Raw genomic sequence first — 23,058 nt, forward strand, 5'->3', positions numbered from 1 at the left:
AGAACACGTTCTACTCGCTGCGACGGGAGGGCGTCAACAATGGAGGCATATCTGGTCGGTGCGGTGCGCACCCCGGTCGGGCGTCGTGGTGGTCTGCTCTCCGGGGTTCATCCAGCTGACATGGGCGCCGCGGTGATCGGTGCGCTGCTGGCCGGTGTCGATCCGGCCGCGGTCGACGACGTGATCTTCGGGTGCGTCGACACGCTGGGGCCGCAATCCGGGGACATCGCCCGGACGGCATGGCTGGCGGCCGGCTTTCCAGAACACGTTCCCGGGGTCACGGTGGACCGGCAGTGCGGGTCGTCGCAGCAGGCGGTGCACTTCGCGGCGCAGGCGGTGATGAGCGGGACCGCTGACCTGATCGTCGCCGGGGGAGTGCAGAACATGAGCCAGGTCCCGATCGGCAGCGCGATGGCTCCGGCCGGCCCGTATGTGGGCAGTGACGGCTGGGCGTCGCGGTACGGCTTACAGGAGGTCTCGCAGTTCCGCAGCGCCGACGACATCGCTGCGAGGTGGTCGATCAGCCGGGAGGCGATGGAATCCTACGCACTGATAAGTCACGAAAAATCGGTCAAAGCAATTGACGAAGGACGCTTCAAGCGAGAGATCATCGGAGGCGCGGGAGGCGCGGGAGGCGCGGGAGGCGCGGGAGGCGCGGGAGGCGCGGGAGGCGCGGGAGGCGCGGGAGGCGCGGGAGGCGCGGCAGGCGCGGCAGGCGCGGGAGGCGCGGCAGGCGCGGCAGGCGCGGCAGGCGCGGCAGGCGCGGGAAGCGCGGCAGGCGGTGGCGGTTTGTGGGGTGGGGCGGACGAGTGTCCGCGGCGGGACACCAGCGCTGAACGGATTGCCGCGCTCAAGCCGCTCCGCGAAGGTGGGGTCACCACGGCCGCGATGGCCAGCCAGATCGCCGACGGGGCCGCCGCTCTCCTGATCGCGAGTGGGCAGGCCGTCCGCGACCACGGCCTGCACCCGCGAGCACGCATCCACCACCTCTCGGCCCGCGGCGACGATCCGGTCCTGATGCTCACCGCACCGATCCCGGCGACCGCGCACGCTCTGCGCAAGACCGGGCTGAGCATCGGCGACATCGATCGTTTCGAGGTGAACGAGGCGTTCGCCAGTGTCGTCCTGGCCTGGCTCAAGGAGACCGGCGCCGACCCCGGACGGGTCAACGTGAACGGCGGAGCGATCGCTCTCGGTCATCCGCTCGGTGCGACAGGCGCCCGGCTGATGGTCAGCATGCTGCACGAACTCGAACGGTGCGGCGGACGATACGGCCTGCAGACCATGTGCGAGGGCGGCGGCCAGGCCAACGTGACGATCATCGAACGGCTGTGAGCCGCCCCAGCCCGTCATCCGCTTCTTTCATGATCCGCGCGATCAGTTCGGCACACGACGGCAGGTCGTCGATCATCCCGGCGACCTGCCCGGCCGACATCACCCCGAACTCCGGGCGTCCCTCGACCATCGCCGTGCGCAACAGCACCGGCGTGCCCGCCGCCATCAGCGTCTGCGCCCAGGTCAGCTCGCGCCCGTGCCGCGCCGCCCGCCCGGCCCGCAGCAACTGCGGCCAGGACAGGCCGGCGAGACGCCGGAACGCGACGGCATGCCGGGCCGACCGGACCAGCGCGCTCACCCGTCCCGATCTTTCCAAACCTTGGATGTACGGCGTACGCAGCACCCGGTGCGGCATCCCGTCCACGCGAGTGGTGACGACGGTGCCCGTCACGTCCGCATCGAGGTACAGCTGCTTGACCCGCAACCCGACCGGACTGTCCGAGGTGAGCAGGAACCGGGTGCCCATGGCCACCCCGGCCGCCCCGTAGGCGAGCGCCGCGAGCAGCCCCCGCCCGTCGAAGAACCCGCCGGCCGCCACCACCGGGATGTCCACCGCGTCCACCACCTGCGGCAGCAGCAGCGTCGTCGGCACCGGCCCGGTGTGCCCGCCGCCCTCGCCGCCCTGCACCAGCACGGCGTCCACACCCCAGGCGGCGACCTTCTCGGCGTGCCGCCGCGCGCCCACCGACGGCATGGTCAGCACCCCGCCGTCGGCGCACCGGCGGATCAGGTCACGGTCCGGCGCGAGGGCGAACGAGGCGAGCCGCACCCGTTCCCGGATCAGCAGGTCGATGCGTTCGCTCGCGTCGGGGGCGTCCGCCCGTACATTGACGCCGAAGGGATTGTGGGTCTTGCTCTTGATCTGTTTGATCGTGGCTTCGAGCTGGCCGAGGGTCATCGTCGCGGAGGCCACGATGCCGAAACCGCCGGCCTCGGCCACCGCCGACACCAGACCGGCCCCGGCGACGTAACCCATGCCGGTCTGCACGATCGGATGCCGGCAGCCGAGCAGCTCGGTGAGCGCCGTCCTCACCTGACCTCCCGGTCCCGCCGGCCGTCCGGGTCGAGATGTTCCCGGATCAGGCGCTGCTCGTCCGTGGTGGGCTCGCGCGTCTCCGGCACCTGATCAGGAACGGTCAGCGCGAACCCGGTCGCCGTGACCACCTCGTCCACCGTGACGGCCGGATGCACCGACCGCAGCCGCATCGACCGGTCCGGGGTGGCGAAGTCGAGGACCGCGAGATTCGTGACGACCAGGCGGATCTCGTGCGCGCCCCGATCGTGACCGACCCCGGAGACCATGTCGACGTGCTCGACGAACACCCGCGGCGAATGCCTGGGCACCCAGTAGCTGACCGGGTGGTTCACCGTGTTGCCGGGCGCGCCGCGCACGCACAGCAGCTGCGAGGTGGGCTGCTCCCACGGGCCGATGCAGGAGATGTTCTGGTTGCCGAACCGGTCCAGCTGGCTCGCGCCCATCATCACGTGCCGGGTGCCGGCCGCGACGATCGAGAAGACCTGGCGGTACGGCAGCCAGCCCTCCACCTGCCCGTCCCGCAACAGGGTCGCCTCACCGTCGGTGACCAGCAGATCCGGGGCGAACGTGAGCTGCGCCAGGCGGGCGCCCAGCCCCGGGATCAGCCCGGCCGAACTCGCCAGCACCGCGCCGTCGCCGCGCCACGCCTCGGCACACGCCACCACGCACGTCTCGGCCCGGGTCACCGCCGGACCGCCCGCTGGTAGTCGTCCTCGTCGCCGTCCAGATAGCGGGCCCGGAACGTGTCCCAGTCGGTGGTGGCGTACTCCTTCTGGAACGCCTCGTCCCGGCCGTAGTCGGGGACGCAGCTGGTGAAGTGCGCGCCGTTCGGGGTCTCCACCACGCCCTCCACCATCGACCGGTTGACCAGCAGCGTCTGCGGCGGGCCGCCGCTCATCAGGTCGTCGGTCTTCTCCAGGCGCTCGCACGACAGGAACCGCTTCTTCGCGGCCAGGCAGAACAGGTCGTCGAAGTACGGATCGGGGCCCAGATAGCGGCCGTTGCCGTGCTCGTCGGCCCGGTTCAGGTGGATGAACGCGACGTCCATGGTGATCGCCGGCATCGCCACCAGCTCGGTGGCGTCGGGGTAGGGGGAGCGGATCGTCCGCAGGCCCGGATTGACCCGCATCACGTCGGAACCCAGGCCCGCGCGGATCGGCAGGAACGGCAGCCGGTTCGCGGCGGCCAGCAGCCCCCAGTAGAGCATTCCCTCGTCATACTCGGTCAGCTCCACGGCTCCGGCGCTGCGCGCGGCCCGGAAGTGCGGCTCCAGCGGAATGCTGTCCAGCGACACGAAACCGGTGACGATCCGGCGTACCCGGCCCGCGGCCACCAGCAGCCCGACGTCCGGCCCGCCGTAGCCGACCAGGGTCAGGTCCTTGCGGCCGGCCCTCAGCAGCGCCCGGACCAGGGCCATCGGTTTACGCCGTGAGCCCCAGCCGCCGATCCCGACCGTCATCCCGTCCCGGACCTCGGCGACGGCGTCCTCGATGCTGACTCTCACCTCTGCTGGCCCTCCACTTCATCGGCCGTCCACGAACTTCTGGCGGGCCCGGTCGCCGGCGCCGTTCAGGTTCAGCTCGAACGTGAAGCCCTGCTCGAACCGGTAGGAGCGCTTCACGTCGATCGGATCGATCCCGTTCAGGGACTCCTTGGCCCGCCGGATGACCAGCGGATCCTTCGCCGCGATCTCCTCGGCCACCCGGCGTGCGGCCCGGCGCAGCCCGGCCGCCGGAACCACCTCCAGCACCGTCCCGAACCGGTGCAGCTCCCACGCCGTCACCGGCCGGCAGGTGTAGACCATGGTCCGCATCAGCTGGTGCGGAACCAGCCGGGCCAGGTGCGTCGCCGCACCCAGCGCGCCCCGGTCCACCTCGGGCAGCCCGAACGTCGCGTCGTCGGCCGCGATCACCAGGTCGGCGTTGCCGGCCAGGCCCACCCCGCCGCCCAGGCAGAACCCCTGGACCGCCGCGATCACCGGGACCGGGCAGTCGTAGACGGCCCCGAACGCGGCCGCACACCCCCGGTTCGCGGCGAGCAGCGCCTCGTGGCCCGGAGTCCGTTGCATCTCCTTGATGTCCACACCCGCGCAGAACCCGCGGCCCTCGGCCGCCAGCACCACCACCCGGGTCTGCTCGTCGGCCCCGGCCGCGCCGATCGCGTCGGCGAGGGCGTGCCAGCCGGCCGCCGGAAGCGCGTTGACCGGCGGAAAATCCACGATCACCTCAGCGACCGCGCCGCGGTGCAGATCGATCCCCACGGCGGTCAGGCTAACCTAGCGCTTGCTTGGGTGGCTAGCATCGACATCCATGGACCCCCTCGACTTCACCGGCCGCGCCGTGGTGGTCACCGGCGGCACCCGCGGCATCGGCGCCGCCATCGCCGCGGCGTTCCACTCGGCCGGCGCCGACGTCCTGATCTGCGGCCGAACCCCACCCACGCCGCCGCCATCCCCGCCCGCTCCCGCCGCCGCGCCGTCTTCCGCCGCGCCGGCTCTCTTCGGGTTGGAGTTCTTCCAGGCGGATGTGCGTGATCCGGCCCAGGCGGCGGCCTTGATCAACGCCGCGGTCGAGCGGTTCGGGCGTGTCGACGTGGTGATCAACAATGCCGGAGGCAGTCCGGAGGTTCCGGCGGGCCGGGCCTCTCCCCGGCTGCACGCGAAGATCATCGAGCTCAACCTGATCGCGCCACTGCATGTGGCGCAGGCGGCCAACGCGGTGATGTGCGACCAGGACACCGGCGGCGTGATCCTCATGATCGGTAGCGTGAGTGGCACCCGGCCGTCACCCGGGACCGCCGCCTACGGCGCCGCCAAAGCGGGCCTCCAGCACCTGGCGACCAGTCTGGCCGCCGAGTGGGCTCCGAAAGTTCGCGTGAACACCCTGGTCGTGGGCCCGGTCGACGTGCCCGGCTCGTCCGCGTCCAGCCCTCCCGCGGCGTCGACCGTGGCGCGGACTGTGCCGATGGGGCGGGCGGCGGCGGCCGGGGAGGTGGCGAGCGCCTGTCTGTTGCTCGCGTCGCCGCTGGCCGGGTACATCAGCGGGGCGTCGCTGGCGGTGCACGGGGGCGGTGAATGGCCGGCGTATCTGGCGGACCTCCGGGACACGGCGTACCGTGCCGAGAAATAGAACCTGTTTCAATTCGCGCGCCCGGAGGTCGGTATGGTGCTCTCGATCAAGGCCAAACGCGACGAGGTCGGCCTGGCCGGCGGAGAACTGCTGATCGACGGCGACTGGCGCCCGTCCGCCGACGGCGCCGCCTGGAACCACCTGCACCCGGCGACCGCCGAGGAGGTGGGCACGTTCGCCATCGCCACGACGTCCGACGTGGACGCGGCGGTACGCGCTGCTCGCGTCGCGTTCGATGAGGGCACGTGGCCGCGTACCAGAGCGAAGGAAAGAATCAAGGTCTTGCGCCGCATCGCCGACGCCATCCGGGAAAACGCCGTGGAACTGCAGACGCTGGTCGCGCTCGACAACGGGGTGCCGGTCAGCTTCGGCGAGACGTATGCGATGTCCGTCGAATGTGTCGCCGACATCTTCGACCACCACGCCGGCTGGGTCGACAAGCTCGCCGGCGAGACACTGCCCGGCTACCAGGGCGGCGACCACATGGTGCTCACGCTGCGCGAGCCGGTCGGGGTGGTCGCCGCGATCATCCCGTGGAACGGCCCGCTGCTGCTGGCCGCCCAGAAGATCGCGCCCGCGCTGGCCGCCGGCTGCACCGTGGTGCTGAAACCGTCCGAGTATGCGACGTTCTCGGCGCTGCGCCTGGCCCGCATCATCGAGGAGGCGGGACTGCCGCCGGGTGTCCTCAACGTGGTCACCGGCCCCGGCGACACCACCGGCGACGCCCTGATCAACCACCCGCTGGTCGACAAGATCAGCTTCACCGGCAGCCGCGGCGTCGGCCGCAAGGTCCTGGCCGCCGCCGCGAACGGCGTCAAACGGACCAGCCTCGAGCTCGGCGGCAAGAGCCCGTCACTGGTCTTCCCGGATGCCGATGTGTACGCGGCCGCCGCCACCACCATGGGCACGGTGACGATGGGCCTCTCCGGCCAGGCGTGTGTCGCGCACACCCGGGCGCTGGTGCACCGCGACGTCTACGACGAGTTCCTGGCGATCGCCGAGGCGATGGCCGCGCTGGTCACCTACGGAGACCCGTTCCACCCGGAGACCACCGCGTCCCCGCTGATCAACGAACGCCAGCTGAACCGGGTCCTCGGCTACATCGAGTCCGGCCGCACCGAGGGCGCCCGCCTGGTGACCGGCGGCGGCCGCCCCGACGGCGAGCTGGCGGCCGGCAACTTCGTCGAGCCGACCCTGTTCGCCGACGTCGCCAACGACGCCACGATCGCCCGCGAGGAGATCTTCGGCCCGGTGCTGGCGGTGGTCCCGTTCACCGAGGAGGACGAGGCGCTGCGCCTGGCCAACGACACCACGTACGGCCTGGCCGCCACCGTCTGGACGTCGGACGTGAAGCGGGCGTTCCGCCTGACGAAGTCGCTGCGCGCCGGAACGGTCGGCGTCAACGGTTACCAGCTGGAGCCGCACGTGGCCTTCGGCGGTTACGGCCAGTCCGGCCTGAACCGGGAGGGCGGCCGAACGTCGATCGAGGCCTACACCGAGCTGAAAACAGTCCTGATCCCCACCACCGAGGAGATGATGTAGGGCCGTCCTCAGATCCTGCGCCCGCCCGCCGATTGCTGAACGGGTGACGTTCAAGATATCGTTTCTTTCCTAGACGTCACCCGTCTAGGAAAGGGGTTCGGGTGAGCATTCAGCAGGAGGCCTGGCGGGCCAAGGTCCTGCCGCCGGTGGAGAAGCTGGCCGGTGGGCTGGTGTCGGTTCCGGTGCCGATCCCGAACAATCCGCTGCGCTACACGTTGAGCTACCTGGTTCCGGGGGACGACGGGCTCGTCGTCGTCGACCCCGGGTGGGAGAGCGACGCCGGATGGCACGCGCTCACCGCCGGGCTCGCCGAGGCCGGAGCGACCGCCGCCGACGTCACCGGGGTCGTGCTCACCCACGTGCACCCGGACCACCACGGGCTGACCGCCCGGCTCCGCGACGCCTCCGGGGCCTGGGTCGCCATGCATCCTGCCGAGCACGCGACGATGCTGCGTGACCGGGAGGTGGCGCCGAGTGTGGCACTGGCGGCGTGGATGCGTGATCTGCACGTTCCGGCCGAGGAGATCGACGGCCTGATCGGGAGGTTCGGGGCGGCGGTCGACACACACTTCGCCCCGCTTGCCGATGCGGACGTGATGCTCGACGACGGTGACCTCGTGCCCCTGGCCGGCCGCCGGCTACGGGCCGTCTGGACGCCCGGACACACCCCGGGCCACCTGTGCCTGCTCGAACCCGACGCGCAGGTGCTGCTCACCGGCGACCACGTGCTGCCCCGGATCAGCCCCAACATCGGCCTCCAGCTGAGCGGCGAGGACCCGCTCGGCCGGTACCTGGAGTCGCTGGTGAAGGTCTCCGCGTACGACGAGTGCGAGGCGCTGCCCGGCCACGAGTACCGCTTCCGCGGAATTGCCGCGCGCGCCGCCGAACTGGACGGCCACCACCGCGACCGGTGCCGCGAGATCCGGGAGACCGTGGAGAGGCTGGGTGCGGCCACCATCTGGCAGGTGGCGTCCCAGCTGACCTGGTCGCGCCCGTGGGACGAGATCGGCCCGATGCTGGTCGGCGCGGTGGCCGAGACCGCCGCCCACGTGGAACTGCTGATCCGCTCGGGAGACCTGATCCGCGAGGGCGACCGCCTCCGCGCGGTGGCGTTAGCCGGCCGTGGTCACTGAGGCCAGCACGAAATCGACCAGTTCCTCGGCGTAGCGGTCGGCGCCGGCGGCCACCTTGGCGCGGGAGCGGGACGGCGTGGTCAAGGCGTGATTGAGGGCGCCGCCGCTGATCGTGTTGAGCAGCAGGGTGACGCTGATGTCCCGGCGCAGCTGGCCCCGGTCGATGCCGCGGTGCACGATGGCCCGGGCCGCCGTCGCCTGGGACTGGAGGAAACGGTCCAGATGCTCCTGGCCGGCCGGGATGCTCTCCACCTCCAGCATCAGGCGCAGGACCGCGCCGCCCGACTCGTCCAGGAATGCGTGCAGCACCTGGCGGGCCAGCGCCACCAGATCGTCGCGGAGGCTGCCGGTGTCGATGTCGCGGACCCCGGACAGGCGGGAGGCGAAGACCGCTACCAGCAGCGCCTCCTTGTTGGGCCAGCGCAGGTAGATGGAGGCCTTGCCGACCCCGGCCCGCCGGGCCACCGCGTCGACCGAGAAACGGGCCCAGCCCTCGGTGCCGAAGACCTCGGCCGCGGCCCGGGCGATCCGCTCGTCCACCTCGGGATCGCGGGGGCGGCCCACCGCCGCACCGACTGACATGCGCCCTCCCACCCCGCTCCGGACGGCGGTCAGTCTATGCGCCTGCGGGCCCGGATGGTCACGCCAGCAGCTTGCGATGATCCCAGCTGGTCACCCGGACCGGCTCCACCAGGTAGGCGGTGCGTTTGCGGGCGGCGTGATCGACGTACGCGTCGAGGGCGTCGGCCGGGATGTCCGGCATCCGGGCCGCGATGAGGCGGCCCACCCCGGTCACGCCCGGCAGGTCGGTGATCGCCGTGGCCGTGCCGTTGACCTGCACACCGCGCAGTTCGAAATAGTCCTCGCCGTCCTCGACCAGGCAGGTCAGGCGCGGGTCGCGGGCCAGGTTGCGGGCCTTCTGCGAGGCCCGGTAGGTCCAGAACGCGATCCGGCCTCCGGCCGCCGCGAAGAACATGGTCACCAGATGCGGCGTGCCGTCCGGGTTGATGGTGGCGATCTGGACCTTCCTCTGGTACGCGAGAAGCGCCCCCACTTCGTCCTCGGTCATGGTGACCGCGTCCCGCTGTTTCACGACCCCTCGCCGAAGGTCGACCCGGCCAGCGGCAGCGTGTCCTCGCAGACGAAGCCGGGGCGGGGCGGGTCGGCGGCGAACTCCGTGCTCAGGGCGGCGTCCAGTTCGGCGGCCGTCCATTCGCCGGTGGCCGCGTGGAAGACCGCCCGCACCGTCGGCGGCCCGAGCACCGCCACCACGTCGCCGTGCACCACGAACACCTCGCCGGTGATCCGTTCGCCGGACGGGCCGGCCAGGTGCACGACCAGGGGCGCGACCCGTTCCGGGGCCATCGGGTCGGGGCCGGCCGGGGCGGGGCCCATCAGCTCGCCGGTCATCGAGGTTCGTGCGCGTGGGCAGATGGCGTTCGCTCGTACCCCATGCTTGTGACAACCGCGAGCCGTGGCGAGGGTGAGGGAGACGATCCCGCCTTTGGCCGCGGCGTAGTTGGGCTGGCCGGCCGAGCCGAGCAGGAAGGCCTCGGACGCGGTGTTGATGATCCGGGCATAGCCCGGCCCGCCGGTGGTCTTGGCCCGCGCCCGCCAGTACGCGGTGGCGAACCTGGTGGTCACGAAGTGGCCGCGCAGGTGGACCCGGATGACGGTGTCCCATTCCGTCTCGGACATCGAGAAGATCATCCGGTCGCGTAGCACCCCCGCGTTGTTGACCAGCACGTCCAGCCCGCCGAACGTGTCCTCGGCGGTTTTGACCAGCGCCTCCCCGGTCGCCCAGTCGGCCACGTCGCCGGGGCAGGTGACCGCCTCGCCGCCGCCGGCCCGGATCTGCTCGGCCACCTCGTCGAGGGGGTCGCCGGGCAGGTCGTTGAGGACCACCCGGGCCCCGGCCGCGGCGAGCGCACGGGCTTCGGCGGCGCCCAGGCCGGCCCCGGCTCCGGTGACGACGGCGACCCGGCCGTCAAGGGCTGCCATCTCAGTACCCCGGTCCGCTGAGCAGGCCACCGTCGGCGAGGAACTCGGCGCCGGTAGTGTAGGAGGCCTCGTCGGAGGCGAGGAACGCGACGAGCCGGGAGATCTCCACGGGCTCGGCGAAGCGGGCGATCGGCAGGCCCTTGAGGAACCCGCTGCCGTCCACGCCGGTCATCGTCTGCGCGGCGGCCAGCGCCATCGACGTCATCACCCCGCCCGGGTGTACCGAGTTGACCCGGATGCCGAGTGCGCCCAGTTCCTGCGCGGCCGACCGGGTCAGGCCGCGGACGCCGAACTTGCTGGCACTGTACGCGGACAGCCCGGCCGCCCCGGCGAACCCCTCGATCGACGAGATGTTCACGATCGAGCCGCCGCCCGCCTCGATCATCGCCGGGACCACCTGGCGCATGCCGAGCCACGTGCCGACCAGGTTCACCTCGATGACCTGCCGGAACTCGGCCGGGTCCATCTCGGCGACCGGGGCGTGCCGCAGGATGCCGGCGTTGTTGACGAGCACGTCGAGCTTCCCGAACGCGCCGAGCGTCGCGTCGACGGCCGCCGCCCACTGATCGGAACTGGTCACGTCGTGGTGGACGTACCGGCAGATGTCGGCGCCGAGGCCGTCGGCGACCCGCTGCCCCTTCTCGTCGAGCACGTCGCCGATCACGACACGCGCCCCCTCGGCGGCGAAGTGCCGGGCGTGGGCCTTGCCCATGCCGCGCGCCCCGCCGGTGATCAGTGCAACCTTGCCGTCCAGCCGCCCCATCGAAACCTCCCAAGCGCTTGCTTGGGAGGCTACGCCCGGATGCCGTCGAACAGAAGGCGGAGAAGCCCGTCGATGATCTGGTCGGTGCTCCACGTCGCCGACGAGCGCCACGACGTCGGCAGCCAGAGGATGTCGCGCAGCAGCCGGTAGGTGAGCCGGGTGTCCAGGTCGGCCCGGAACTGCCCGGTCTGCTTCCCGCGTTCGAGCAGCTCGATCCAGGTCTGCTCGATCTCCTTCATGGTGGTGCGCAGGTACGCGAAGCGCGGCTGCCCGCTGAAGTAGTTCCAGTCGTTCTGGAGCATCGTCAGCGCCGCCCGGTGCCGGCTCAGGTTGGCCGTGCTGGACCGTACGATCTGCTCGATCGCCGTCCGCGGGTCGGGCGTGTCCCGGACCGCCTCGCGGTAACCGGCGAGAACGTCCTCCAGGAAGGCGCTGAGGATCTCGTCGCCGATCGACTCCTTGGAGTCGAAGTGGTGGTAGAGGCTGCCGGACAGGATCCCGGCGGCGTCGGCGATCTCCCGCACCGTGGTCGCCCGGAACCCCTTCTCGGCGAAGAGGTCCCCGGCCAGCCGGACGAGATGGGCGCGCCGCTCGGACGGGCTCTTGGATTGCGTCACCAGCCGATTATCGCCCTTGACCGAACGCTTGCTTGGTACCAGGCTCGTCGATAGCGTAGAACGCGTTCTAATTTCGAGGGGGTGCCGGGATGCGCGCGGCCGTGCTGCACACGATCGGGGACGAGAAACTCGACTACCGCGACGACGTGACGGTCCTCGGCCCCGGGCCGGGCGAGGTGCGCCTGCGGGTGCGGGCCGCCGGGGTCTGCCACTCCGACCTGTCCGCGCTGCGCGGCGGCCTGCCCCAGCCGGTGCCCGCCGTCCTCGGCCACGAGGCGGCCGGCGACGTCCTCGAGGTCGGCGACGGCGTCGACGACCTGGCCCCCGGCGACCGGGTCGCGGTCAACTGGCTGCCCGCCTGCGGCGTCTGCACGCACTGCCGGCGTGGCGAGGCCTACCTCTGCATGACCCACGTGATGGCCGGCTACGTGATCCCCCGGTTCACCGCCGGTGACCTGGAGATCTTCGGGATGGCCGGGTGCGGCTCGTTCGCCGAGGAGATGGTGGTGCCCCGGGCCGGCGCCGTGAAGATCGACGACGACGTGCCGTACGAGGTGGCCGCCCTGGTCGGCTGCGGCGTCACCACAGGCGTCGGCGCGGTGATCAACACGGCGAAGGTGCGGCCCGGCGACAGTGTCGTGGTGATCGGCTGCGGCGGCGTCGGCATCGCCGCCATCCAGGGCGCCCGCCTCGCCGGGGCCGCACAGATCATGGCGGTCGACACGGTACCGGCCCGGCACGAGGCGGCCCGCCGGTTCGGCGCCACCCACACCGCCACCCCCGACGAGCTGAGCGACCTCCAGGCCGAGGTGGCGCCGGAGGGGTTCGACCACTCGTTCGACGTGGTCGCCGTGCCGCAGACGCTGCGCACCGCGTGGACCGCCACCCGGCGCGGCGGCCAGGTCGTCGTCGTGGGCGCCGGGCGGGCCGAGGACCAGGTCGAGTTCAGCCCGTTCGAGCTGCTGTTCGAGGGCAAGACGATCGTCCCTTCGCTGTACGGCTCGGCCGACCCGCACCGCGACTTCCCCCGCCTGCTCGCGTTGTGGCGGGCCGGCCGCCTCGACATCGAGGGCATGATCAGCCGCCGCCTGCGCCTCGACCAGGCCGGGGAGGCGCTGGCCGCCCTGGGCAGCGGTGACGTGATCCGCCAAGTGATCGTCAACGACTGATGCGGCTCGGGATCCAGCTCGGCTACAGCGGCGAGGGCTTCGCCGAGGCGGTCGACGAGGTGGTCGAGTTCGAGGAGGCCGGCGCCGACCTGGTGGTGGTCCCGGAGGCGTACAGCTTCGACGCCGTCAGCCAACTGGGTTACCTCGCCGCCCGGACGTGTGCGATGGATCTGGCGTCCGGTGTGATGCAGCTCTACACTCGCACTCCTACGCTGACCGCGATGACCGCCGCCGGGCTCGACTACGTGTCCGGCGGCCGGTTCAACCTCGGGCTGGGCGCCTCAGGTCCGCAGGTCATCGAGGGCTTCCACGGAGTGCGTTACGACGCGCCGGTCGCCCGGACCCGCGAGATCGTCGAGATCTGCCGCCGCGTCTGGCGCCGCGAGACCCTCACCTTTGACGGCCCCCACTACCGGATCCCGCTGCCCGGCGACTACGCCAAACCTTTGAAGATCATCAATCATCCGGTACGGCCACGCGTGCCGATCCTGCTGGCCGCCATGGGCCCCCGGAACGTGGCGCTGGCCGCGGAGATCGCCGAAGGCTGGCAGGCGCTCTGGCTCGACCCGCGATCCGCCGGCCGGGTCTTCGGCGAATCCCTGGCCGACGGGCGGTCCCGGCGCGACCCCGCGCTGCCGCCGCTGGACGTCAGCGTCCCGGTGCCGTTCGTCATCGGCGACCCGGACCCCGCCCTGCTCGGCCGGCACCGGGCACAGCTAGCGCTCTATCTCGGCGGCATGGGCGCCCGCGGCCGCAACTTCTCCAACGACCTGGTCCGCCGCTACGGGTACGCCGAAGCGGCCACCCGCGTCCAGGACCTCTACCTGTCCGGCCGCCGCGCCGAGGCGATCGCCGCCGTCCCGGACGACCTGGTCGCCGCGACGTCCCTGGCCGGGCGGCCGGACGACATCCGGCGCGGGCTCGACGCGCTGGCCGCCGCCGGGGTCACCACGCTGCTGGCGTCACCACTGGCCACCACCCGAGCCGACCGGGTCAAACAGATCGCCGAACTCCGCACCCTGCTCCCCTGATCCAGGCCTATGGGATACGGCGTTGCCAGACGTGCCACTCGCTCTTGTCACGTATTGCATCTGCTCGGTAACGTTCGGTCCTCCGTCTCATCGGGAAGGTGGACGTGACAGAACGCGCGGCTCTGTTGATCGGCGTCCCGTCCTACGACAGTGAACTCTTTGAATCATTTCCACATGTGGTCGAGGCCGACCTTCGACGTATGCGTGATGTCCTGGAGAAAAGCGACTACAGCGTCACCACGTGCGGAATGGGCGACCAGGGCGACGGCACCGCGACGATGAACGAGATCCGGCGGGAGATGAAGACAGCGCTCCGCCAGGCGCCATCGGGTGGCGTTCTGCTGATCTACTACACGGGTCACGGCGTCGTGATCGACGGCAAGAGTTACCTGGTGCCTCGAGACGCCTTCGACGACCCGGACGGTATAGACGTGGAGAGTCTCGTCCCACTGGTGCCGCCCGGCGTTCAGAACAGCCCCGCGCAGCTCATCGTCTTCTTCGTCGACGCCTGTCGTAATGAGGTCTCCGATTCCTCTCTGGACCCGTCCGGTGGGGGTGAACTCCCTGTCCCACCGAACGGCGCCTTCGTGGTCGTCAACAGCTGCAGCCCGGGCGAGTGGAGCGGCTTCAGCGAGGACGGCAGCTACTTCACTCATGCGCTGGCCGAGGCCCTCGACCGACGGTCACAGGCCCGAACCCTGGAAGAGGTCATCGCGGAGGCGAAGCGCCAGCTGAAGCGGCGCAGTGCGCTGAGTGACGACATCGAACAGAATCCACGGGAGGCCAGCTCACGAAGCGGTCTTACCGATGAGGTGATCACCTCCACCAAGATCTGTCACGGCGAGCAGGTCGTCGAATCGTGGCAGCAGGCCGCGGAAGCGACTGCCCTGTGGAAGCGGGCGGCCGGACCCGTGCACGAGATCAAGAAGGCAGTCGTCCGGATCGTCGGCGCCTGCGCCAGCCACTGGCTCGATGCCCGTACCCATCTGCACGAGGGTGCCGGTCTGTTCGATGTGTGGTCGAGTCCGGAGCATGCCCCCCGGGTGCTGACCATGCTGGAGAAGCTGGTCCCTGAGGCGACTCGGCTCAGTCCGACTGAACTCGCCGCGGTCATCACCACGCCCTTCGTGCGCGAAGTGATGCTCGACGCCGGCTTGAGACTCGCGGCCGGCATTCATCCCGAGGACTTCTCCAAGAGGTACGGCGAGCGGGCTCGCAGCGACCTGGAGATCACCCATGACCAGCATGAGCACGTCTGGCGCAGGGCGGAGGGCCTGGACCGGCGCGGCCGGGTGGAGGCTCGTGGCGCGCTTGCCATGTGGCTCGTGCACCGTTGGCTTTCCGGCCGGGCGTCCTTGGCGAGGGACGCCGAGGTGGTCGAACGTATCGAGGAGATCAGTGCGACGGCCAGCGGCGAGTCGGGCCTCACCGGGCCTGAGCTGTGCAGCCATCTCGGTGTGCTGCTGCGCTGCGCGGACGGGGGCCTCGACGAGGAGACTCTGCTGGCTGATCTCACCGCCAAGGCATTCGACCAGCGTCTGCGAACCCTTGGCGCGTTGTTGTGGCTCTCCGGAGTTCTTGCTGCTGACGCCCGCCGGATGCCGAGCATCGTCGTGGACCACATCGGCGTGACCGATGAACTTTCTCTACCCGACCTCCATGACGCGATTCGGAAGGTGGAGTGGCACCAGCCCGAGAACAAGCCGAACGAACTCGCGCTCTTCTCGATCTGCGGCCATCCCGCCCTTTACACCGTCTTCGAGGGCGTTGCCAGGCGTGCCGGACGTGTTCTGCAAGCGGTGCGCGCTCTTCAGCTGGACGCCGGGCTTGCCCACGGGTTGCCGCAGAAGTTCACCCATGACCTCCTGCGCCCTGAGTACAACAGCGGTCGCCCGCTCTTCGAGACACCGCCACTACAGTTTCGGCTCTCCGATGAGAAGGTGCGCGAGCTCCTGATGGGTCGGCAACTCTACGGCGAACCGGAGTTGGCCATCCGTGAGCTGTACCAGAACGCGCTCGATGCCTGCCGGTACCGCCGGACACGTCGCGAGTACCTCTCCCGGACCAGGTCCGGCCGGGACCACCGCATCGGTGCCGAACCCCCGGAGTGGGAGGGGCGCATCGTCATCAGCCAGGGCGTGCACAACGGCCGGGAGTACATCGAGTGCTCCGACAACGGCGTCGGGATGAGTGCCCAGATCCTGAAGAACACATTCACCAATGCCGGTGAGAGATTCATCTATCAACCGGCCTTCCGTGCGGAGAATGCCCGCTGGCAAGAGCTCGATCCGCCGCTCGAACTGATCCCGAACAGCCAGTTCGGTGTGGGTGTCTTCAGCTACTTCATGATCGCCGAAGAGATCGAGATCGAGACCTGGCCGACCGACACGGACGACAACCTCGAGAAGGACGGGTCCTTCGTCCGGATAGCGAGCAGTGGAAGCCTGTTTCAGATCGAACCCCGGAGGTCGCCTCGGGGCGGGGGTACCGTCGTGCGGCTCTACCTCACGGGTGAGGACAAGGTCTCGGTACTCAAGACCATGCGTCGCCTGCTGTGGACCTCGGAGTTCCGGGTCACCGTCACCGAGGACGGTGTCCCGCCCGAGGTCTGGGAGCGTGATGAACTCCGCTACTCGGGAACTGCGGTCACACCGCTGGCGCACGGGGAGGACTTCTGGTGGGTCAATGGCGAGGGCGGCCTGGCTGCCGATGGAATCCGGACCAATGAGGATCGTTACGGGCTTGTGGTGAACCTCCGTGGCCGTCGGCGGCCGCGGTTCACGGTCGATCGCAACCGGCTGCGCCGATGGGATCGCGAATGGATCGACCGCCAAGTCGTCGAGTCGCTGCCCGCTCTCGCCGACTGGCACGGCTTCACCTTCAACTGGCTCTGGAACCTGACGGAGAAGACGCCGGAGATCGGGCAGACGATCTTCGACTGGCTGGTGGAGAACGACCGGACTCTCCGGCTGCAAGGATCATTCGCGCATGGGACTGCGCCCCCGGCCGCCCTGATCGGATGTCTGCACCTCGACAGCCTGCTCTTCAAAGGTGTGCTGAACGGATGGGGTGGCGGGTTTTACTGGCTGACTGCCTGGCGAGCCGGGGTCTGGCGAGGGTACGCCGGCTTCAAGTTCATGGAGCGCGTCGCGATTCCGGAATCGGTGGCCGGCTATCCGGTCGTGCGGCCACTCGATGCGTCGATCCTCGGTGACCTGTACGACAAAGCGCGGCGTGGTGCCATCCTCGGCCGGGCGGTGGTTTCCGAACTCCTCGCGGCGGCCGCAAACGAGACCGAGTCGCCCGCGGTTCGTCTGCGCCGCCTCCGGCGCTTCGCGATCACCGGTCTGAACCTCCGGGCCACCCGGTACATACCCCCGGTGGACCGCCGATTCCACTCGGACGACAGGCATGCCGCCGACGGGACGGAGAACCAGAGTCTTCTGTTGGCAGTCCCGGCCTGGACCAGGCCGGGCGAACCTCCCCGGCCCGATGCGGGTTGCTGGCTCGTCCTCGCCTCCGAACAGCTGCAGGTCTCCCTTCTGGATGTGGTGGAACGGGCCGCCCGCCTCGTTCCACCCGACTGGGAACCGCCCGACCCGGCCATCGTCTCGGCGCTGGGCCAGCGGATATTCGAGGCTGCTGACATCGACATGATCTCTCGACGGGATCCCTGGGGTGAGCGCTGGATAAACCAGGATGTGCCCCCGTCCCAGATCATGCGGATGAGCGCCCGGCTCGGCAGATCCGTTCCGGAGGTGCTGGCGGGATACGAGAAACTGGCGCCGCTCGGGTTCGTCATTCTGGGCGGTGAGCTCATGCCGCATGACGTCAGTGCGGTGGAACATGAGGCACTGCTCCTGGTCGACCGAATGAAAACCCCGTTGACCATCTTTCACATGATGATGCTGGCTGATCAGCATCAAATCACCGTGGAGGCCGTGGTCAACCATCTCAGCCGTATCCGGAATGCGGGTTTCATAACATTTCCGGACGAGTTCGGTGCGGATATCGGATTCGTTCCAGGGGGAGATGAGATAACTGTCGTCCGAGAATATCTCTATTACTACGACCCGCGAACCTCGGACCGGAAACTCGCCGTGGGCTGGCTGGCGTTCCGAGGGCTCGTCTGGCATATCCATTCGGGAAGCAAAGACACTGTCGGGGACCGGATCGACAAATGCCGGAGACTCCTGGATTTGGCGGACCCGCGACGTCCTGTCACGGTACCGGAGGTCCTTGTGCTCGCATGTGATCTCAGCATGACCATGAGTCAGGCGATTCAGTTCTATGAGATGCTGCTCCCGCAGACGGCGGACCTTTCTCTGCTGCCATCTACCGCTTTCGGTTCAGACCTCGACGTGCATTGGCCGGAGAGGTTCGCTCTAACCAACTGGCTCGAAGTCGTCCGGGCCAAGGAAACAGAGGTGACCTGGTCGGTCAATGCCGCAGATCTGGTGGGAGAGGGCGCGGACCTTCGAGTCAGTGCCACGGTCCTGATAGATTCGCTCGAGCCGTTTCGGGAAGTCGGAGCGCCGCTGCCGGTACTGGAAGCGGCCGACCGGGCAGAACTGGCGTCGCATGTCGTCGACAGATTCGACGAACGAATGCTGCGGGCTCTCGACGATGACGACGGCGTCTGGTTCGAACCGATCAGTGAAATTTCGCCCCTTCATCTCGTTCGGATCGCTGGTGAGTTCGGTTGGACGCCGGCGCAGACCCGCATCCGGATGGCGCGCTTCGTTCCACTCGGGCTGACGATGGACATCCCGGCGGAGGCCTGTGACGAGGAGATCGTCTCGTGGCAGGACCTGCTGGTGCTTACCACTTATCTGGACGGGCAGGAACCGGCGCTGTCCGGCGAGGTCTCCGTGCAGCACCTTGCCGACGCCGCCGAGGAGATCGGTGAGACGGTCGCCGAAGTGCGGGATCGTCTGACCCGTTTCACCGGCTTGTTCGGGTTCACGCTGGCCCCCGCCCCGGACGAAGGGACGACACAAGATGCCTGACGCCGCTCCGGCCCGGAAACCGATGGAGAGCCACCGTTCGATCGACTTCGCCTCCGGCTACCACCCCGACCAGGCGGCGTCGTTCCGTGTTGAACCTTCCGCGGACGGCCGCAGCGTGCGGGTCGAGGGTCTGTGTCCCGGATGCCGGGGCCGTACGGTCACCGTCTGGCCCACCGGCATCGGCAGCGGCCAGAAGGGGATCTTCCGGGGCTCGGCCGCGAAAGCGCTGGCCCGGATCCCGGATCGGCGGCGGCTGGTGTTCTGTGAGTGCAACCACGCGCACGCGAACCGCCCGGACGCCGAACTGTTCCGCGGCTGCGGGGCCAGCTGGCATGTCGAGGCGCCGTGACCGGCGACGAGTGGTGGTGGGCGCAGCGGGCCCGCCAGTTGCAGTTCGGCCAACTGGACGCGGTCCGCAAACAGGCGGAGACCTGGCGCAACGGTCTGGCCGGGGCGACCGCGCTGGTCGGGGCGGTGCTGGTGGTGAAGGGCAAGGACGACTTCACCCGCCTCGACACCCCGTACGCGGTGGGAGTGCCGCTCGTTCTGGGTTTCGCCCTTCTCCTGTTGCTGACGGCGACCGCGCTGGCGGTGTATGCCGCGGCGGGTGAACCGGGGGACCGGTTCACCCTGAACGGCGAGACCCTGCGGGCCTGGACCGAGGTGGAGATCGAGGACGCATGGCGCTCGATCGAGCGGGCGCGGGCGTTGACCGGGATCGGCATCACCCTGATCGTCGCGGCGACGGTGACCGCGTGGTTCGCGCCGGTGAAGGCGCCGGAGACACCGCTGGTACGGGTCCACGCCGAGGGCGTCCAGGTGTGCGGGAAGCTGCTTCAGCAGGAGGGTTCCCTGCTGCGGGTGGGCGAGGCGGACCGCTATCAGATCATTCCGCTGACCGGTCCCGTCACGGTGGAGAAGGTCCAGGCCTGCTGACCGGTCACCGTCCATATAGTGGGGACCGTGGCTCAGGGTCTGACCTATCTCGATGCCGTCAAGCTTCTCGGTGGCTCCGGCCCGCTGATGAAAGCCGCCGACAACCTCCTCGGCGGTGTGCTCGCGGTCGCCACGGCCGGTGGCAGCGAGGCGGCGATCAGCCTCTTCGACGCCAAGACCGAGGCGATTCGGCTCGGGCATCTGGTGGCCGGGAAGATCACCGAGGTGGTACGCGGACAGGCCCGCTACACCCGCAACCAGCGCCTGCACGCCGCGCACGGCGTCCTGGCCGTCTCGTCGTTCTTCGGATCGCTGGACGACTGTCTGGCGACCGCCGGCCTGGAGTCCCCGGGTTTCGCCCGCGAGGATCAGCTGCTGCTCGTCTCGGCCGCCCGTGCCGAGGGCTCCTGGCCGGCCCGTCTGCTGGACTCCGAGATCCCGGCGCCCGGCCCGGACCGTGGCCGGGACCGGCTGCTCGACGACCTGACCGACTGGTACCGGGTGCTGGCCCGCCGCCTGGGCGGCAACCTCCGTGGCCTGGCCGTGTGGGAGTCGGCGAGCCGGGCCGCCCGGGAGGCCGCCGACCGGCTCCTCAACGATGTGTTGCCGGAGCTGGCCCGCGCCCGCTACGAGGAGACCGCCCGCAACCTGGCCGTCGAGGTGCCGGAGTTCGGGATCTGGCTGGCCGAGCTGGACGCGCGGGCGGTGTCGCGCGGCCTGGAGGCGCTGGAGGCCGCGCTGACCCGGGCCGCCTCCGACGAGGCCCCGGCCCGGCGCCGGGCCGGGCTGGCCGCCGTCTACCGGGCCGCGCTCGGCGATCCGGTGCTCGGCGGCACGTTCGGTGAGCTGACCATGCCGAGTCTGGCCGCCGCCTACCTGGATCCCCGGTTCCGGGTGCGCCCGGCGTGGCTGGGCGCCCGCCCCGCCGACGAGGACTGGTGGCGTGACCGGGAGGTCCGCGACGACTTCGACGACTTCCTGGCCACCTTTCTGACCACCCCGCAGGCGGTGGAGGCGCCGATGCTGCTGCTCGGCCAGCCGGGCGCCGGGAAGTCGTCGCTGACCCGGGTGCTCGCCGCCCGGCTGCCGGCGTCCGACTACCTGGTGGTGCGGGTGGTGCTGCGGGAGGTGCGGGCCGAGGCGGAGATCCAGGATCAGATCGAGCAGGCGATCCGGGACGCCATCGGGGAGACGGTGGCCTGGGCCGACCTGGCCCGGGACGCCGGTTCGGCGATGCCTGTGGTGCTGCTGGACGGGTTCGACGAGCTACTCCAGGCGACCGGGGTGCACCAGTCCGACTACCTCCAGCGGGTGGCGGCGTTCCAGCAGCGTGAGGCGGTTCTGGGCCGGCCTGCGGCGGTGCTGGTGACGAGCCGGGTGGCGGTCGCCGACCGGGCCCGGCTGCCGCAGGGCAGCCTGGTGGTGCGGCTGGAGCCGTTCGGTGAACAGCAGGTCGACAGGTGGCTGGCGACGTGGAACGCCGCGAACGCCGGTTACTGGGCGGCGTCCGGGCGCCGGCCGCTCGGGCGGGACGTGGTGCTGCGGTTCCCGGAGCTGGCCGGCCAGCCGCTGCTGCTGCAGATGCTGGCCCTGTACGACGCGACCGCGAACGGCCTGCAGGACGCCGAGGAGTTCGGCGCCGTCCAGCTGTACGAGCGGCTGCTGACCGACTTCGCCGCCCGTGAGGTCCGCCGGATCCACGACGGCGGACCGGAGGACGAGCTGCCCGGCCTGGTCGAGCAGGAGCTGCTGCGGCTGTCGGTGGTGGCCTTCGCGATGTTCCACCGGCTGCGGTTGTGGGTGACCACCGCCGAGCTCGACGAGGACCTGGCCGCCCTGGGCCTGCCGGCGCAGCGCCGCCCGGCGGACGGTTTCCGCGGCGGGCTCACCGCCGGGCAGGAGATGGTCGGGCGGTTCTTCTTCATTCAGCGCGCGCAGGCGGTGCAGGACGATCAGACCCTGCAGACGTACGAGTTCCTGCACGCCACCTTCGGCGAGTACCTGGTGGCCCGGCTGGTCGTGCAGGCGGTCCGGGAGGCGGCCGCGATGTCCCGGGCCCGGTCGTTCCGGCTGGGCCGCCAGGACGAGGACGACCTGCTCCAGTCGCTGCTCGGGTACACCGCGCTCTGCGCCCGCAACACCGTCCTGCCGTTCGTCGCCGAGCTGCTGGACACCCCGGACCGGGCCGAGCTGACCGGCTGGGTGGTGGACCGGTTGCGGTCGGCGGTGACCAGGCCGTCCTGGACGCCCCGGAACTACCAGCCGGTCGACAAGCGGATCGACCACTGGATGGCCACCTACTCGTTCAACCTGTTCCTGATCGCGATCGCCGGTGGGGAGGCGGTCCGCGCCGCCGACCTGTTCCGGCACGCCGCCGACCCGGCCGCCTGGCTGCGCGGCACCGGACTCCAGTGGCGGGCCGCCGTGCCCAGCGGCATGTTCCTCGACGTGCTCGAATCGGTGCTGGTGGTGCGGGCGTGGACCGAGGACGGGCGACGTGACGTCATCCTGAGCGGGGGCGAGCGCACCGAGATCGCCGGGCTGGATCCGCTGTGGTCGCTGGGCGCGTTCCCGCGTACCCCCGGGTCGGGGTCGAAGCTGGAGGAATGGGGCGCCGCGGACTTCCCGGTCGGGGCCGCGTTCGCGTCGATGGACCTGACCGGCGCGTTCAGCGACGACGTGCTCCGGCACGCGGCCGAGCCGGTCGGGCAGTTGCTGTCCACGTCGGCGCTGCTGACCTTCGTCGAGCACGCGGCCGGCGACGCCGAGTCGGTGGCGCACAGCCTGGTCCGGCTGGCGCTGGCGTCGCGGCTCGGCACGTCGGGCGAGGAGCTGTCCGACATCTACGGCCGGGCGTCCCGGGCGGTGCAGCGACGGGGGCCGGACGAGGAGCGGCTGCCGGTGGATCCGCGCTGGATCGAGTTCCTGCTGCGGTCGCTGCTGGCCGACGCCGACCGGCTGCCGCCGGGCCGGGTGCTGGCCCTGGCGGAGAGCCTGACCGGCTCGGTCTCGGCCCACCCGGACCTGCTTCCGTTGCTGCTGGAGTGCCTGGCCGTGGGCGAGGCGAACCCGGCGGTGGCGACCGATCCGGAGCTGGCGAGGATGATCGCCGGGCTCCTCACCCTGTTCGGCGAGTCGCTCTCGGTCTACGACTGCCTGCGCCTGCTGGAGGCGATGCCGGTGACCCCGTCCCGGGGCGGCGCGCTGTTGCTGGAGGCGGTCGACCGTACCCTGCGCCAGGATTTCGTCGAACGATTCCTGGAGACCGACCGCGCCCTAACCGGCCGGCTGACGGGGGGGTGGGGGGGGTTAGATTCGGTTTCCCCGGGGAGAGCGGGGGGAACGTGTCCGGGGCCTG

Annotated in this window: 19 protein-coding genes; 10 read left to right on the forward strand and 9 right to left on the reverse strand. The window is 70.4% G+C overall.

Translation table 11 applies throughout. The features are described from left to right. Positions 1-39 precede the first annotated feature (39 nt). Positions 40-1,335 (forward strand): beta-ketoacyl synthase N-terminal-like domain-containing protein, encoded by a 1,296-nt coding sequence (locus tag AB0E94_RS01590; RefSeq protein WP_360320761.1) that lies wholly within the window; start codon positions 40-42, stop codon positions 1,333-1,335. On the opposite strand, the gene AB0E94_RS01595 is transcribed toward AB0E94_RS01590, so the two are convergent. Genes AB0E94_RS01595 through AB0E94_RS01610 form a run of 4 tightly spaced genes read right to left on the reverse strand, consistent with a single transcriptional unit; the run spans position 1,319 to position 4,631 of the window. Then, positions 1,319-2,368: a nitronate monooxygenase gene (locus AB0E94_RS01595; protein WP_360320764.1), complete on the reverse strand. Its 1,050-nt coding sequence runs from the start codon at positions 2,366-2,368 to the stop codon at positions 1,319-1,321. The genes AB0E94_RS01590 and AB0E94_RS01595 overlap by 17 nt on opposite strands. Further along, on the reverse strand, positions 2,365-3,057 hold the full coding sequence (locus tag AB0E94_RS01600) for a CoA-transferase (protein WP_360320767.1): 693 nt from the start codon (positions 3,055-3,057) through the stop codon (positions 2,365-2,367). Before AB0E94_RS01600 ends, AB0E94_RS01595 begins: the two co-directional genes overlap by 4 nt. Continuing rightward, complete coding sequence (locus AB0E94_RS01605; protein WP_360320770.1) at positions 3,054-3,875, reverse strand: CoA-transferase; 822 nt, start codon at positions 3,873-3,875, stop codon at positions 3,054-3,056. Before AB0E94_RS01605 ends, AB0E94_RS01600 begins: the two co-directional genes overlap by 4 nt. Positions 3,876-3,893: 18 nt before the next feature. Then, entirely contained in the window at positions 3,894-4,631 is a 738-nt protein-coding gene (locus AB0E94_RS01610; RefSeq protein WP_360320773.1) for an enoyl-CoA hydratase family protein, read from the reverse strand. 49 nt (positions 4,632-4,680) lie between these two features. On the opposite strand from AB0E94_RS01610, the gene AB0E94_RS01615 reads away from it, so the two are divergent. The 3 genes from AB0E94_RS01615 to AB0E94_RS01625 all read left to right on the forward strand — a co-directional run bounded on the left by AB0E94_RS01615 (position 4,681) and on the right by AB0E94_RS01625 (position 8,174). Next, the gene (locus AB0E94_RS01615; RefSeq protein WP_360320776.1) at positions 4,681-5,499 is read left to right on the forward strand and encodes an SDR family oxidoreductase; all 819 of its coding nucleotides are present in this window, start codon (positions 4,681-4,683) and stop codon (positions 5,497-5,499) included. Between the two features lie 33 nt (positions 5,500-5,532). Continuing rightward, positions 5,533-7,041 (forward strand): aldehyde dehydrogenase family protein, encoded by a 1,509-nt coding sequence (locus AB0E94_RS01620; protein ID WP_360320779.1) that lies wholly within the window; start codon positions 5,533-5,535, stop codon positions 7,039-7,041. Between the two features lie 101 nt (positions 7,042-7,142). Then, complete coding sequence (locus AB0E94_RS01625; protein WP_360320782.1) at positions 7,143-8,174, forward strand: MBL fold metallo-hydrolase; 1,032 nt, start codon at positions 7,143-7,145, stop codon at positions 8,172-8,174. On the opposite strand, the gene AB0E94_RS01630 is transcribed toward AB0E94_RS01625, so the two are convergent. The 5 genes from AB0E94_RS01630 to AB0E94_RS01650 are packed head-to-tail and all read right to left on the reverse strand — an operon-like array spanning position 8,154 to position 11,558. Beyond that, positions 8,154-8,756 carry a TetR/AcrR family transcriptional regulator gene (locus tag AB0E94_RS01630; RefSeq protein WP_360320785.1) on the reverse strand — a complete coding sequence of 201 codons (603 nt, stop codon included), beginning with the start codon at positions 8,754-8,756 and terminating at the stop codon, positions 8,154-8,156. The two genes, AB0E94_RS01625 and AB0E94_RS01630, sit on opposite strands and share 21 nt — an antisense overlap. A 58-nt stretch (positions 8,757-8,814) precedes the next feature. Continuing rightward, the gene (locus AB0E94_RS01635) at positions 8,815-9,243 is read right to left on the reverse strand and encodes a pyridoxamine 5'-phosphate oxidase family protein (RefSeq protein WP_360320839.1); all 429 of its coding nucleotides are present in this window, start codon (positions 9,241-9,243) and stop codon (positions 8,815-8,817) included. Between the two features lie 20 nt (positions 9,244-9,263). After that, a complete protein-coding gene (locus tag AB0E94_RS01640; RefSeq protein WP_360320788.1) occupies positions 9,264-10,175 on the reverse strand; it encodes an SDR family NAD(P)-dependent oxidoreductase in 912 nt (303 codons plus the stop codon). Between the two features lies 1 nt (position 10,176). Further along, positions 10,177-10,938: a glucose 1-dehydrogenase gene (locus tag AB0E94_RS01645; protein ID WP_360320791.1), complete on the reverse strand. Its 762-nt coding sequence runs from the start codon at positions 10,936-10,938 to the stop codon at positions 10,177-10,179. A gap of 29 nt (positions 10,939-10,967) precedes the next feature. Continuing rightward, positions 10,968-11,558 carry a TetR/AcrR family transcriptional regulator gene (locus tag AB0E94_RS01650; protein ID WP_360320842.1) on the reverse strand — a complete coding sequence of 197 codons (591 nt, stop codon included), beginning with the start codon at positions 11,556-11,558 and terminating at the stop codon, positions 10,968-10,970. 86 nt (positions 11,559-11,644) lie between these two features. On the opposite strand from AB0E94_RS01650, the gene AB0E94_RS01655 reads away from it, so the two are divergent. The 6 genes from AB0E94_RS01655 to AB0E94_RS01680 all read left to right on the forward strand — a co-directional run. Continuing rightward, positions 11,645-12,724, forward strand: coding sequence for an alcohol dehydrogenase catalytic domain-containing protein (locus tag AB0E94_RS01655; RefSeq protein ID WP_360320794.1), 1,080 nt, complete (start codon positions 11,645-11,647; stop codon positions 12,722-12,724). Beyond that, complete coding sequence (locus AB0E94_RS01660; protein ID WP_360320797.1) at positions 12,724-13,755, forward strand: LLM class F420-dependent oxidoreductase; 1,032 nt, start codon at positions 12,724-12,726, stop codon at positions 13,753-13,755. The genes AB0E94_RS01655 and AB0E94_RS01660 overlap by 1 nt, the downstream gene beginning before the upstream one ends. Before the next feature lie 98 nt (positions 13,756-13,853). Then, positions 13,854-18,764: a caspase family protein gene (locus tag AB0E94_RS01665; RefSeq protein ID WP_360320800.1), complete on the forward strand. Its 4,911-nt coding sequence runs from the start codon at positions 13,854-13,856 to the stop codon at positions 18,762-18,764. Further along, on the forward strand, positions 18,757-19,113 hold the full coding sequence (locus AB0E94_RS01670; protein WP_360320803.1) for a hypothetical protein: 357 nt from the start codon (positions 18,757-18,759) through the stop codon (positions 19,111-19,113). The genes AB0E94_RS01665 and AB0E94_RS01670 overlap by 8 nt, the downstream gene beginning before the upstream one ends. Next, complete coding sequence (locus tag AB0E94_RS01675; RefSeq protein WP_360320806.1) at positions 19,110-19,700, forward strand: hypothetical protein; 591 nt, start codon at positions 19,110-19,112, stop codon at positions 19,698-19,700. Before AB0E94_RS01670 ends, AB0E94_RS01675 begins: the two co-directional genes overlap by 4 nt. 27 nt (positions 19,701-19,727) lie before the next feature. Continuing rightward, positions 19,728-23,058: AAA family ATPase (locus AB0E94_RS01680; protein ID WP_360320809.1), on the forward strand; the 3,331-nt coding region annotated here is incomplete at its 3' end.

The sequence above is a fragment of the Actinoplanes sp. NPDC026670 genome (assembly GCF_040638175.1).
Lineage (GTDB): Bacteria > Actinomycetota > Actinomycetes > Mycobacteriales > Micromonosporaceae > Actinoplanes.